The 13,829-nt window shown below is 66.9% G+C and carries 10 protein-coding genes and 2 pseudogenes; 3 read left to right on the top strand and 9 right to left on the bottom strand.

Annotation, left to right across the window (positions count from 1 at the left end; translation table 11 throughout):
• Positions 1-6 precede the first annotated feature (6 nt).
• Positions 7-549, bottom strand: coding sequence for a sterol desaturase family protein (locus KZO24_RS14205; protein ID WP_486486471.1), 543 nt, complete (start codon positions 547-549; stop codon positions 7-9).
• Between the two features lie 199 nt (positions 550-748).
• Here KZO24_RS14205 and KZO24_RS14210 point away from each other — a divergent pair, with 199 nt between their 5' ends.
• Positions 749-1,549 (top strand): SDR family NAD(P)-dependent oxidoreductase, encoded by an 801-nt coding sequence (locus tag KZO24_RS14210; RefSeq protein ID WP_486486472.1) that lies wholly within the window; start codon positions 749-751, stop codon positions 1,547-1,549.
• Here the strand turns inward: KZO24_RS14210 and KZO24_RS14215 are convergent.
• A complete protein-coding gene (locus tag KZO24_RS14215; protein ID WP_486486473.1) occupies positions 1,527-3,020 on the bottom strand; it encodes an LTA synthase family protein in 1,494 nt (497 codons plus the stop codon). The genes KZO24_RS14210 and KZO24_RS14215 overlap by 23 nt on opposite strands.
• Positions 3,021-3,404: 384 nt before the next feature.
• Between KZO24_RS14215 and KZO24_RS14220 the strand changes: the two genes are divergently transcribed.
• Positions 3,405-4,550: a capsule biosynthesis protein gene (locus tag KZO24_RS14220; RefSeq protein ID WP_486486474.1), complete on the top strand. Its 1,146-nt coding sequence runs from the start codon at positions 3,405-3,407 to the stop codon at positions 4,548-4,550.
• 138 nt (positions 4,551-4,688) lie between these two features.
• Positions 4,689-5,579 carry a fumarylacetoacetate hydrolase family protein gene (locus KZO24_RS14225; RefSeq protein ID WP_486486475.1) on the top strand — a complete coding sequence of 297 codons (891 nt, stop codon included), beginning with the start codon at positions 4,689-4,691 and terminating at the stop codon, positions 5,577-5,579.
• Between the two features lie 10 nt (positions 5,580-5,589).
• Here KZO24_RS14225 and KZO24_RS14230 read toward each other — a convergent pair whose 3' ends face one another.
• From KZO24_RS14230 to prfA, 7 genes and pseudogenes are all read right to left on the bottom strand, one after another.
• Positions 5,590-6,228 carry a M3 family metallopeptidase gene (locus KZO24_RS14230; RefSeq protein WP_486487181.1) on the bottom strand — a complete coding sequence of 213 codons (639 nt, stop codon included), beginning with the start codon at positions 6,226-6,228 and terminating at the stop codon, positions 5,590-5,592.
• A gap of 16 nt (positions 6,229-6,244) precedes the next feature.
• A pseudogene (locus KZO24_RS14235) lies at positions 6,245-7,225 on the bottom strand (M3 family metallopeptidase); the annotation flags it as partial.
• A gap of 522 nt (positions 7,226-7,747) precedes the next feature.
• A complete protein-coding gene (metK, locus tag KZO24_RS14240) occupies positions 7,748-8,962 on the bottom strand; it encodes a methionine adenosyltransferase (RefSeq protein ID WP_486486476.1) in 1,215 nt (404 codons plus the stop codon).
• A gap of 44 nt (positions 8,963-9,006) precedes the next feature.
• On the bottom strand, positions 9,007-10,656 hold the full coding sequence (lnt, locus tag KZO24_RS14245) for an apolipoprotein N-acyltransferase (protein WP_486486477.1): 1,650 nt from the start codon (positions 10,654-10,656) through the stop codon (positions 9,007-9,009).
• 74 nt (positions 10,657-10,730) lie between these two features.
• Positions 10,731-11,681, bottom strand: coding sequence for a DUF4167 domain-containing protein (locus KZO24_RS14250; protein WP_486486478.1), 951 nt, complete (start codon positions 11,679-11,681; stop codon positions 10,731-10,733).
• Positions 11,682-11,873: 192 nt separating this feature from the next.
• Positions 11,874-12,728, bottom strand: a complete 855-nt coding sequence (gene prmC, locus KZO24_RS14255) for a peptide chain release factor N(5)-glutamine methyltransferase (protein WP_486486479.1) — start codon at positions 12,726-12,728, stop codon at positions 11,874-11,876.
• Positions 12,721-13,793, bottom strand: a pseudogene (gene prfA, locus KZO24_RS14260) (peptide chain release factor 1). Before prfA ends, prmC begins: the two are co-directional and overlap by 8 nt.
• Positions 13,794-13,829: the final 36 nt, after the last annotated feature.

Consider the following 13,829-nt stretch of genomic DNA (forward strand, 5'->3'; position numbering starts at 1 on the left):
AGCGTCCTAGGCTTCCCGCTTGAGCGAGCGGATCCGCGATGCGAAGATCCGGTCCCAGAACAGCGCCGAGATGGCGAAGTTGCCGTCCTCGTCCACGTAATGGTGGCGCATGTGGTGGCGCTTGAACATGCCGCCAATACGGCCGCGCATCTGCCACTGGTGGCAGGCGAAGTGCACCGCGTCGTACAACACATAGCCGGTCATGAATCCCAGCAGCAGCCAGGTTCCCTTCGCCCCCATGAGTGCGAGGCAGGCCAGCCAGATGAGCGAACCCACCGACACGCTTACCGGCAGGGGCATCAGGCCGCGCAGAGGATCGTTGGGGCTGGCGTGGTGGTTGCCGTGGATCAGGTAGACGAACCAGCGCACCATCGGCACGTCGGATTCCCAGTGGAACAGCCAGCGATGCATCGCGTATTCGAACAGCGTCCACACGAACAGGCCCGCCGCGATCAATCCTGCGGTAGCTAAAGGCTCAGGGCCATGGCGCCCGGCCCCCTGCCACCCGACCAGCGCGATCAGCGGCAGTATCACCGACCAGCTCAGCACGAAGGTTCGTGGTGAGATGAGCGTAAGACTTTCCAGGCGTTCACTTTTGAACAGCCGGATGCGTGACGGACTGGAAACCGGAGTGGGCATTGGCTCCGATGCTGGACAGTAGGAGGGTTTACCTGTCAAGTCGAAACGCCTCCAGACGCGGTGAACATATGGCAAGAATTGGACGAGTATCGCGCATGGCGCTCAAGCAATGACGGAGTCCACGGCCCAAACCCTTGGCAGCAGATCGATGCACATCCTCGTCACCGGGGCTTCGGGCGGGCTGGGCGGGGCGGTGGCGCGGTTTCACGCAGCACCCGGCGCGCGGTTAAGCCTTTGGGGGCGCGACCATGCACGCCTGGAAGCGGTGGCGCAGACCTGTAGGACGGCAGGAGCGCGAGTCCTGGTTCGCAGCCTCGACATCGCCGATGTCCCGGCCACCCTCGCCGCGTTGCGGGAAGAGGACGCCGCAGATCCCTTCGATATGGTGCTTTTCTGTTCGGGCCGGGGCGACGTCCGCGCAGCGGATGCCCGCATCGAGGATGCCGCGATGGTTGCGCATCTGGGCACCGTCAACTTCACCGCCCCCGCCGCCATGGCGGCCGCGATCGCCGAACGGATGACCGCGCGAGGACATGGCCGCATCGTCTTGGTCGGCAGCGCGGCGGCGTTTCACGCCCTGCCGTTCGCAGCCGCCTATTCGGGGACCAAGGCAGGCCTCGCGCGGTTCGCCGACGCGCTGCGGCTTGCCGCAAAGCCGCATGGGGTCAGCGTCACCCTCGTGTCGCCGGGGTTCATCGACACGGCGGCAGGCCGCAAGGTGCCTGGCCCCAAGCCGATGCTGATGGCACCCGAGGCGGTCGCGGCGAGGATCGCGCGCGCTGCGGCTACGGGCAAGGCGCATCTTGTGCTGCCTTGGCCCTTCGTGGCCCTGCGCTGGTTCGACCGCCTGCTCCCGCGTCCCTTGCGAGACCGGGTGCTGGCCGGGCTCACGCCTCCTGAAAAGGGCTGATTGCCTGGACGGCGACAGGCCCCAGCACGGCATCGAGCACTGCATGGTGCAACTGCGCCGGGGAGATGTCGATGCAGCGGTTGTCGCCGGGCACGATGCGGCCCCGACCGTCCACGCGGACCATGACGTAGGGGGTATGCCGCGGTCCGCCGGGCACCGACGCACCGGGAATGCTCGGCCGGTGATCGCCGAAGAACACCAGCAGCGCGGGGCGTCCAAGCGCGGCGAGGCCGTCGGTCAGTGCCTCCAGCATGGCGTCGCCCCGGCGCACCAGCCGCATGTAGCCCGCGACCAGATCGGGGCTGCCGCCGCCATGGGCGTCGGGCGCCCAAGGGCCGTGATTCTCGATCGTGACCGCATAGATGAGGCTCGGCTGCGTGGCCGCCTTCGCCCGAGCCAAGATAACCTCGGTCATCGCCGCGTCGGTGACATAGCGCCCTTCGCCTGGCCCCGGAGGTGCGAAATGATCCTCACCCACCAGTTCGGCAAAGCCCCCGGCCGGCATGATCGCGTCGCGCCCGTAGAAGCGCATGTCGTGAGGATGGACGAACAGCGCCCGCCATCCCGGCAGGCGTGAGGGCAGCGCGTATGTTCCCTCTCCCGTCGCGGTCAGGAACGGATCGTAGCGCCGAAAGCCCAATGCTGCGTCATCGCGGCCGAACAACACGCCGTACTCGGTCCGCATGGTATAGGCGCCGAAGCCGCTGACATTGAGGTTGCCCCACTGCATTGCGTGAGCCCTAGCCGCCTGCAAGCCGGGGAGCGCCAGCGCCGGATCGCCGAACAATTCGGTGGGATCAGCGAAACTCTCGCACTGGATTACGACGACAAGTTCGGGAGCATCGTCCGGAGCCTGACGATGCGGCTGCGGACACGGCTCCGGGTCGGGCTGTGCCCACCAGCGCCGCCAGTAGAGCAGCACGGCGGGCAGCAAACCGAAGCGCCCGGTGTCCGCTTCAGCATCAGGTATTCTCGCTAAGGTGCTCTGGGGCGAACGCGGCAGCGAGAGCGCCAGAGCGGCCAGTTCCGCCGCCATCAGAAGCAGCCCTGCCAGATGCGCCACCGGATCGGCCCGAGAGAGTGAGGCGACCACGCCCAGCAGCGACGCCGCCACCAGAGCGGCCGTTACCCGCTGCCACAGACGCACAGCCGACAGATAAAACTGTGGATGACGGAACACCGCGCCGACCAGCGCAAGGTCCGAAAACAGCAATGGCTCACCCAGCATCGCGTGCTTGGCGTTGGAGGCGAGAACCAGCAGCGCCTGGACCGCGAGAGCCAGCGCCATGGCCACCGCAGTGTTACCGCAGAGCGTCAGGAACAGCCCGTGAAGTACGCCCGTCATACAGGCGAGCAGCCACAGTCCCCGAGCCCGCCTGATCCCGCGCGGCCGCACAAGCCCGTCGAGCACGGCCGATCCGGCCCAGGTGCCGAGCAGCGTGAGGGCGAATGTCGCGATACCTGTCGTCACCGTCCTGCCGTGTCGTGAGGCCTGCGGGCGAAGCGGCCTGCGGGCGGAGAAAGGCGTGATAGCGGCCCGCCCCTGACGAGGAAAGGCCCTCGCCTTCAGGATGTTCCCCGTATTTTTCCAAGGTTGTGCGCGCACGCCTTCGTCTACATCAGCGACGCCCGGGCAGGCTTGCCGCAGGACGCCGGGCGCATTAACGCCTTGGGCAAACGCGGCAAAAAGGGCTGATCCGGACAAGCCAAGCCGCGTACATGAGCCACTCCACGGAGCTATTTTTCCCGGATGCCGCACGTTTCCCCTCCTCCGGTTACCGCGTCCGGTTCCCGCACGGTACTCCTGCTGCAAGGCCTGATGGGGCCATTGTTCCGTCGCCTGGGACAGGAACTGATGCGCGCCGGCCACACCGTCCACAAGGTCAACTTCAACGGTGGCGACCGGGCGTTCTGGCGGCTGCCGGGCGGTATCGAGTATCGTGGCATGCTGGAGGAATGGCCCGCCTTCTTCGCGCGGCTGCTGCACGAAAAGGCGGTCACCGACGTCGTCCTGTTCGGCGACTGTCGCGATCATCACATGCCTGCGATCCGCATCGCCCGGGAGCAGGGCGTTCCGGTCCACGTCTTCGAGGAAGGCTATATCCGGCCTGACTGGGTCACGCTGGAACTGGGCGGGGTCAACGGCCATTCGCAGCTGCCGCGCGACCCGGCCTGGTATCGCGAAACCGCAGCCGCCCTGCCGCCGGTCCCGCCCCATGCGCAAGTCCCGTCCTCCTTCCGGCGCCGCGCGCTGGAGGGGCTCGCCTACAATGCCGCCGACGTGCTCACCCGGTGGCATTATCCGGGCTGGAGCAACCATCGTCCATGGCACCCCGTGGTCGAGGGCATGGGCTGGTGGCGCAAGCTGCGTCACCGCAAGGAACGCGAGGCCGCATCAGCCGAACTGATGGAGCGGCTCGCGCATTCGGGCGCGCCCTACTATCTGTTCCCGCTGCAGCTCGATTCCGATGCGCAGATCCGCCTGCACTCGCCCTTCGCCGGGATCCTGCCCGCGATCCATCAGGTGATCGCGTCCTTCGCCGCCCACGCACCGCACGATACGCGCCTGGTGGTCAAGGAGCACCCGCTCGACAACGGCGTGCGCGACTGGCGGCAGGAGACGATCGACCTCGCCAGACGCTTCGGGGTGGAGGACCGCGTCGATTACCTCGCCACGGGCGACATTGTGCCCGTGACGCGCGGCGCGCGCGGGGTGGTCACCATCAACAGCACCAGCGGCACCTTCGCGCTGGCCGCCGGCGTGCCGGTGGTGGTGCTGGGCCATGCCGTCTACGACATTGCCGAGATCACCTATCAAGGCGGCATCGATGCCTTCTGGAACGATCCGGTTCCACCCTCCCCGGAGACTTTCGCCGCCTTTCGCCGCGTGCTGATCGAACGGTGCCTGATCCCGGGCGGCTTCTTCTCCGACGAAGCGCTGGACAAGGTCGTGCGTCATGCCGTGGCCCGGCTGGAGGGACGCCCGATCACTCCCGAATAGAGGCCCCTAGCATCGTGATCGGAATCGCTGCCCGATGTCTTTCCGGACGATCGCGATGGCTTGCCGGACTCCCGGCAGTTGCCCCCGCCTCGCTTCCTCCTAACTGTCCGCGCAAACGGAGAGGAGCGAAGGGCAACCATGAAAATCTGCCGCTATCAGATGCGGAGCGCCGAGCCGATCGGAGCCGGACCGATCCGCGTCGGCGTCGTGCGCGGCGATCGGGTCCATGACGTCACTGCGGTCACCGACACCCTGCCCTCACTTCGCTGGCCCTTGCCGCCCGGGGACCAGTTCATCGCGCATCTGGACACTTTGCGCCCACAGATAGAAGCGCTTTCCGACAGCGTCGAGAGCCTGCCGCTTGACGAGGTCCTGTTGAAAAGCCCGGTCGCCAACCCCGGCAAGTTCGTCTGCGGAGCGGGCAACTTCGAAGAAGTCCTGGCCGCCGGCGGGCACCCGCGCCGCCTCGGCCTGCTGTTCAAGATGACCAGCGCGGCCGCCGGACCTGCCGACGGCGTGGTGCTCCGATGGCCCGAACGCACGACCTTTCACGAAATGGAAATCGCCATCGTCATCGGCAGGCAGGGCACCGAAATCCCTGCCGCCGAAGCGCTGGACTACGTCGCCGGCTATTGCATCGGCCTCGACATGACAATGCAGGGCAGCGAATTTCCCAGCTTCGGCAAAAGCTTCGATACCTACGGAGTGATGGGCCCGTGGCTCACCACCCGCGACGAGATCACCGATCCCGATTGCCTAAACTTTAGCCTGACGGTCAATGGCGAGGACCGGCAGGTGGACAATACACGCCGCCTCGTCCTCGGCATCGCCGATCTCGTCGAACATGCCGCCTCGGTGATGACGCTGCATCCGGGCGATGTGATCTTCTCCGGCACGCCGCCGCGCTCGGTCGGGCCGGTGGTACCGGGAGACACGATGCACGCCTGGGTGGAAGGGCTCGGCGCGATGACCGTTGCGGTCACCGGCGGGCCGGGGCGCAGGACACCACTCGACGGAATGGTGCCCTGACGCCGCTACGTCACGCCATCAGCGTCTCGATCTCGTCGATCGTCGCCTTGAAGTCCGCCACCAGCCCGCGATAGGGATCGGGCGCAGTCATATCGAGCCCGGCCTTCTTGAGGATATCCACCGGATCGGCCGAGCCTCCGCTGCGCAGCACGTCGAGGTAGCGTTCGCGCTCGGCCTTGCCGCCGTTCAGGATCGAGTGCGCGAACCACGTCCCCGCCGAGATGGAGGTGGCGTACTGGTAGACGTAGAACGTGCTGTAGAAGTGCGGGATATAGGCCCACTCGATCGCGTAGGGCGCATCGATCACGAAGTTCGGGCCATGGTAGCGCTTGAGCAGGTCGAGGTAGACGCGCGTCAGGCTCTCGCCCGAGAGGCCCTCTCCGGCTTCGGCCATCTCGTGCATCTTCAGCTCGAATTCGGCGAACATGGCCTGGCGGAAGAAGGTACCGCGCATGCCCTCCAGCCGCATGCCGAGGTAGTAGATCTTCTCGTCCTTCGTCTTCGCCTGCTTCAGCATGTACTCGGTCAGCAGCACCTCGTTGCAGGTGGAGGCGATCTCGGCGGTGAAGATCGGGTAGTCGGACAGCTCGTAAGGCTGCACCGAGATCGGCCAGCAGCGAATGCATCGCGTGCCCCCACTCATGCGCATACGTGGACAACCCCTCGTAGTTCTCGCCAAGGTTCAGCAGCAGGTAGGGATGCACGCCATAGGCCGAGCCGTTCATGTAGGCGCCCGGACGCTTGCCGGGACGCGGCCAGGGGTCCATCCACTTCGCCGCCGTCGCCGCGCCAAGGCGCTTGACGTAGTCGGGGCCCAGCGGCTCCACCGCCTTCAGGGTGATGTTGCGCATGTCGGTCAGGGTGAACTTGCGCTCCAGGCTGACCAGCGGCGGGTAGATGTCGTAATAATGCATGTTCGGCAGCTTCAGCATCTTGCGGCGCAGCTCGAACGAGCGGTGGAGCTGCGGCAGACCGGCATTCGTCTCAGCCACCAGCGTGCGGTAGACGCCCTCGGGCACCGCGCCGGGTGCCAGCGCCATGGCGAGGCAGCTCTTGTAGCTGCGGGCGCGGGCCTCGAACACATCGCCCTTGAGCTTGGCCGCCATCGCCGCGCCGAGCGAGCTTTCGAACTTGCCCATCTGACCGAAGAAGCCATCCATCACCGTCTTGCGGTCATCGCGGTTCGGCGCGTCACGGGTCAGGGTGTACCCCTGCGCGTCGAGCACCTGCTTGCGCCCGTCCGACAGGGTGACCTCGGGCCAGGGGATGTCGGAGGAGAACAACTGCTCGCGGATCGTCTGCGGGCCTGACAACGGGGAAGAGACCGCCGCCAGCAAAGCCTCTCCCCTGGCATCGAGGGTGTGTTCGGCCTCGCGCAGGGTCTTGCGCAGGCCGAAGGCGAAACGGGTAGCGAGCGTCTTGTCAGCGGCGATCAAGCCTTCGACCTTGTCCTTGCCCAGCTTCAGTGTTTCCGGCGCGGTCCACGCGGTCGCCTCGCCGAAGGCAGCGTAGAGGTCCATGACCTGCGCGTTGCGCTCCTGATTGGCGGAGACGCGCACGTCCTCGTCCGCCTTGAGCGAGGCATAGACGTAGACGCGGGCGAAAGTCTTCGACACTTCGGAGATATCCTCCAGCGCCTTGAGCATGGCGGGCGCGTCGGTGCCGAAGCTGTCCTTGTAGGCGGCAAGGCGCGGCAGCGCGGCCGCGACCTGCTTGCGCGCGGCGTCCCAAGCGTCGGGGCCGGGGTAAAGGTCGGTGAGGTCCCACTGCGCGGCTGCGGTGTCGGCCGCATGCGCCGCGCCTGCCAGCACGGAGGGAGTGCCGAAGCGAGAGGAAGCGCGGCAGCGAGGCCGAGTGCGCCGCGACGGTCGGTTTCGATCATGGATGTGTCCCTTGCATCCCGCGCCCAGAAAAGCGCTGGGGTCGATCGGCCGAAGCTATCGGCTTGGCCCATCGTTGCAAGAGAAACGCCGACGCTGATCGAACAGCGTCGGCGGTTGGTCGAAGGGTACGTATGACCGCTTCTTCTTCCTGCTGCATCCCCGTGGAGACGGGGACCGATCTGATAACCGTGCAACACGAAAATTCAGGAGATGGGTTCCCGCCTTCGCGGGAATGACTGAAAGAAAGAATGTAAGCACCGCACAAGAATGCGACGCTCTTTCAGATCAGCCCAGCGCGGCCTTCAGCGCATCGGCGAGATCGGTGCGCTCCCAGGGGAACAGGTCACCCTCGGGCTGGCGGCCGAAGTGGCCATAAGCGGCGGTCGGGCCGTAGATCGGCTTGTTGAGGCCAAGCCCGACGCGGATGCCGCGCGGGGTCAGGCCGCCCAGCTTCTCGGCCGAGACCTTGGCGATCGCGGCTTCCAGCACGGCGTCATCGACGGTGCCGGTGCCATGGGTATCGACGTACAGCGAGAGCGGCGCGGAAACGCCGATCGCGTAGGACACCTGGATCGTGCAGCGCGTGGCGAGGCCGGCTGCGACCACGTTCTTCGCCAGATAGCGCGTCACGTAGGCGGCCGAGCGGTCCACCTTCGTCGGGTCCTTACCCGAGAACGCGCCGCCACCGTGCGGCGAAGCGCCGCCGTAGGTGTCGACGATGATCTTGCGGCCGGTGAGGCCCGCGTCGCCATCAGGGCCGCCGATCTCGAACGAGCCGGTCGGGTTGATGTGGAACACCGTCTTGTCGGTGACGAAGCCCTCGGGGAGAAGCTGGGTCACGACCGTCTTCACATAGCCCTTGAGTTCGGCTTCCTGCTCACCCTTGTCGTAGCCCGGCGCGTGCTGGGTCGAGACGACGACGGCAGTAGCCTCCACCGGCACGCCGTTCTCGAAGCGCAGCGTGACCTGGCTCTTTGCGTCGGGCTCCAGGAACGGCGCGGCGCCCGAGTGGCGGTCTTCTGCCAGCTTGTGCAGGATCTTGTGGCTGTAATCGAGCGTCGCGGGCATCAGGTCGGGCGTCTCGTCGCAGGCGAAGCCGAACATGATGCCCTGATCGCCGGCGCCTTCGTCCTTGTTGCCCGCTGCATCGACGCCCTGCGCGATGTGCGCGGACTGCGCGTGCAGGCGGTTGATGAACTCGAAGGTTTCCCAGTGGAAACCGTCCTGCGCATATCCGATCTTCTTGACGACAGCGCGCACGGTCTTCTCGATTTCCTCGAGCGCGCCTTCGGCCCACTCGCCGTTCTCGAAGATGCCCTTGCAGCGGATTTCGCCTGCGAGGACAACGAGTTGGGTGGTCGTCAACGTCTCGCACGCGACGCGCGCTTCGGGGTCCTTCGACAGGAACAGATCGACGATGGCGTCGGAAATCTGGTCGGAAACCTTGTCCGGATGGCCTTCGGAGACGCTTTCGGACGTGAAGACGTAGTTGCTGCGCATGTGATCCCTTGGGATATAAAGGAAGCTTTATGTGAGTGCGGGGTCTAGACCCGACGGCGCCCGAGTGCAACCACGCAAAGCGCAACCGCCATCATGAGTGCGGCAAGCGCGAGCGGAAGAACGTTGCCGAGTTGGGCAAAGAGCGTGGGTTCATGGGCCTGCGGGATCAGCCCGTCGAGACGACCGGCGCGATGGCGCGGCACGAAGGCCCGCACGATCCCGTCGGCATCGATCACCGCACTGATCCCCGTAGTGGTCGAGCGCAGCACCGGCAGTCCCTCCTCGATCGCACGAAGCCGTGCCTGCGCGAGATGCTGGGGCGGCCCCCAGGCGCCGAACCAGCCGTCGTTCGAGGGGTTGAAGATGTAGTCGGGCCGGTTGGCGGGATCGACGACCTCGCCGCTGAAGACGATCTCGTAGCAGATCTGCATTCCGGCCTTGCCGTAGGAACCGAAGTCGACAGTGCGCGGCCCCGGTCCCGGCAGGAAGTCGAGTTGCCCGGCGACCAGACGGCTGAGACCGATCGGCCCGAGCAGAGAGCGCATCGGCAGATACTCGCCAAATGGCACGAGGTGGGCCTTGGAATACCCTGCCAGGATCGCCCCGTTTCCGTCGATCGCCGTAACCGAATTGCGCGCCGCCTTCTCCTCCTCGCCCTCCATGACGAGGTCGACGGCGCCGGTCATCAGCAGGCCGTAAGGCCCGACCACACGGCCGAGGCGGCGTCGGGCGATCTCCGGATCACCGGCATACGTGTAGATGCGGTAGAGATAGCTCGGATAGCCATCGCGCAGAAAATCGCCGAGCCCCGATTCAGGCCAGAACACCGCGCGCCGGTCCCCCGGCGTGCGCGGCAGCGAGAGCGACGCGAGCCGCTGGAAATTGCGCTCGAAATAGCGCGGGTCGTCGATGAACTCCTGCCGGATGTCGGGCTGGACCAGCGTGTAGCGCGCCGGGCCGGGCTGCGCAGCCGGAGCAGGTGCATACATGGCAAAACCAAGCCCGCCCGCCAGCACCGCGACGGCTATGGGCGAGAACACCTTGCCGGAGGGCAGCCGGGCCATGATGCCGGGCACGCCGGACAACAGGACCAGCACGCCCGAGAGGCCATACGTCCCGATCCACGGCGCCAGAATGCCAAGCCCCCGGCTTTCGAACCCGCCCAGCAGCGCGATGCCCAGCGGATTCCAGGCGAAACCGGAGAACAGCCAGGCGCAGATCCACTCCGTGACGATCCAGGTCGCGGCGAAAGCGAGGGCAAGCGCGGCAAAACCGCGCGAACCTTCGCGGCGGTCGGGCCGGGCCACCAGCCAGGCCGCCAACGCCGCCACTGCGGGGAACAGCGCGAGGTAGAGCGCCAGCAGTACCACCGCGAACATGCCCAGCCAAGCGGGCATGTTCGCCTGATAAGTGAAGGCGGTCGCGATCCAGTTGTTGCCGAGAGTGAAGTGGCCGAGCCCGAAACACCAGCTCAGCAGGAAGACCTGCCGCCCCGTCCTTGCCCGAACCACCAGTTCGAGCAGCCAGGCGACGGCAATCAGCGTCAGCGGCCAGAGCGCGAGGGGCTGGAAGCCGCAGGCCGCGAGGGCACCGGCGGCAATGGCCGCCAGTGCGCGCACACCCGGCCGCGGGGGCACGGCCAGAGCAAGGGTTCTGAGGAAGGGCGAAGCGTACCGGTCGGACTGCATCGCCATGGGCTTGTAAGCCCGGCCCGGCGCGACGCAAGGGACCAGTTACGATCCCGTGCACGCGCGCCGGGGAAGGAGGATCAGCCTTCGACGGCCTCGGGAGCAGCTTCGTCTCCGGCGGCAGCCTTGCGGGTGCGGCGACGACGGGGCTTTTCCTCGGCGGCAGGTTCGGCCTCAGCGGCCGGAGCTTCGACCGGGGCGGCCTTGGGGGCGCGCTTGCGGGTCGGCTTGGCCGAGATCGCGGGCGGGAGGGCCGCTGCGTCGAACCCGGCGGGCTCTTCCTGAGCAACCGGAGCAGAAACAGCTTCGACGGGAGCCTCTTCGGCCTCGCCCTGCGCCTCGTCGCCTTCGTCGCGACGGGAGCCGCGCGGCTTGCGCTGCTTCAGGCCACGCGAAGCGCGGTTGTCGCGCACGAAGGGGTTCTCGGGCGGTTCGTAGAGGTTGGACCCCACTTCGGCCACCTCGTCGGTAGCCTCGACGGCGGGCGGCGCAGCCTGCTCGGGAGCGCGCTGTTCGTGGCGCGGCTCATTGCGCGGCTCGTACTGGCGCTGGTCGTTGCGTTGTTCGTTCCGGGGCTCATACTGACGCTGTTCACGCTCGGGGCGCGGAGCGCGTTCGACCGGAGCTGGCGGCGCTTCGCCGTAGGGATCGTCGTACGAACCGTAATCGTCGCCGTAATCGTTCTGGCGATGATCGTCGCGGCGCGGCTGATTCGGCTGGCGAGCGTCTTCCTGGCGCTGCTTCTGGTCGGCGATGACGCGGAAGTAGTGATCCGCGAACTGGAGGTAGTATTCCTCCGTCACGCGGTCGCCATTAAGATGGGCGTCGTGCGCCATCTTCCGATACTTTTCCAGAAGCTGCGGCGCATTGCCACGTGCCCTGCTGTCGATCCGGTTGGTCTGCTGGCCGCCCTGCTGACGGTTGTTACCGCGGCCGCGCCGACGGTTGTTACCACGATTGTTGTTATTCAAGGGATGACTTTCCTCAAAACCCCGGGCTTTAAAACCCTGGCACGCTCCGGTCCCGATCAACCGGACTGCCGTACGTCACATGATCCCGACCGGCCCCCGGCCGCCGCGATTTTCCCCATCTGCCCTGTCGGTTGCGTTGACGCCGCCGACCGCTTGCAAATGCTGGAGGCGAACCGGGTATGGGAAATCATCGTCCATCGGCCGGTTCGCAGTAATCATTAGGGATTGTAGAGGACGATTCCAAGCGGAAACTTACGCCCCAAGTACGTTTGTCCCCGAAAACGCGACGACCCGGTCGCGCCCGCCCAGATCACGATGAACCCGGGACGACAGCCCGGCAGCCGCGCCGATCGCCGCCACGGCGTCGGCTTGTCGCCAGCCGATCTCGACCATCGCCACGCCGCCTGGGGCCATGAGGCCGGGAAGCTGGGGCACGAGGACGCGGTAGTCGTCCAGCCCCTCCGGCCCCGAGAACAGCGCGCCCGCAGGCTCGAAGGCACGGACCGAAGTGTCGAGTTCGGCCGCATCCTCGACGTAAGGCGGGTTGGTGAGGATCAGGTCGAAGCGGCCGAGATCAGCCGACCAGCCGGGCTTTGTCCAGTCAGCCACCAGCAGCCGGGCGGTCGGGGCATGGCGATCGGCATTGACCTGCGCCACCGCCAGCGTCTCGGCCGAACGGTCGATCGCGACACCATGCGCCTCCGGCCATACCGACAGCGCCGCCAGCAGCAGCGCGCCGGTCCCGGTGCCGAGATCGAGGATGCGGGTGGGCGAGCGCGCGGGCAAAGCCTCGCGGGCGGCCTCGATCAGTGTTTCGGTATCGCCGCGCGGGATCAGCGTCGCCGGGGTGACCGCGAGTTCGAGGCCGTAGAACTCGGCCGTGCCGGTGATGTAGGCGGCCGGCTCATGCGCGGCACGCCGCTCGATCAGCGCAGCGAAACCTTCCGGCGCGGGATCGCGCATGCGGCCGAGCAGAAGCTGCGAACGGGTGACGCCCAGCGCATGGGCCATCAGCACTTCGGCGTCGAGGCGGGCAGTATCGCTGGTTTCCGAAAGGCGTGAAGCCGCGTCGCGGATGGCTTCGACTACGGTAGTGCCGTCAACCATCCATCGCCGCCAGACGCTTGGCCTCGTCCTCGGCGATCAGCGCATCGACCAGTTCCGCCAGCCCCGGCCCTTCGAGCACTTCGGGCAGGCGGTGGAGCGTCAGGTTGATGCGGTGGTCGGTGACGCGCCCTTGCGGGAAGTTGTAGGTGCGGATCCGCTCCGAGCGGTCGCCCGAGCCGACCATGGCCTTGCGCGCCTCGGCCTCGGCGCCCTGCGCCTCGTCGCGCATCTTCTCGTAGAGGCGCGCGCGCAGGACCTGCATCGCTTTGGCCTTGTTCTTGTGCTGGCTGCGCTCGTCCTGGCAGGTGACGACGATGCCCGATGGCAGGTGCGTGATGCGCACCGCCGAGATCGGTGGTGTTGACGTGCTGCCCGCCCGCGCCCGAGGCGCGGTAGATGTCGATCTTGAGATCCTTGTCCTCGATCGCCACGTCGACCTCGGTGGGTTCGGGCAGGACCGCGACGGTGGCCGCCGAGGTGTGGATGCGCCCGCCCGATTCGGTGACGGGCACGCGCTGGACGCGGTGGACGCCGCTTTCGAACTTCAGCTTGGCGAAGACGCCCGAGCCGGTGACGTTGGCGACGACTTCCTTGAAGCCGCCGACATCGCTGGCATTGGCGCTGACCATCTCGACCCGCCAGCCCTGCTCGGCGGCGTATTTCTCGTACATGCGGTAGAGGTCGGCGGCGAACAGCGCGGCCTCGTCACCGCCGGTGCCGGCGCGGATTTCCAGCATCGCCGGCCGCACGTCGGCGGCATCCCGAGGAGCATGGCGATGGCGAGGCGGCGCTCGGCGTCGGGCAGCTCCGCCTTGAGGCGTGCGGCTTCTTCGGCTGCAAGGGCGCGCATTTCGGGGTCGGGGTCTTCGAGGCCAAGCAGCGATTCGAGTTCGCCGCGCATCGAGACGACTTCGGCAGCGGCGCGCGCGACGGGTTCAAGCTCTGCGTAGTCGCGGCTTGCAGCGACGAAGGCTTCCCCTCAAGCGTACCGGAGGCAAGGCGCGCCTCCAGTTCGGCCAGACGGCCGCCGAGCTGGGCGAGGCGGATGTCGGAGATCGCCATCAGCGCGCGCCTTCCGGAGCTTCGACAAGCTCAGCCTGA

The organism is Novosphingobium sp. NFX11, from assembly GCF_057376415.1.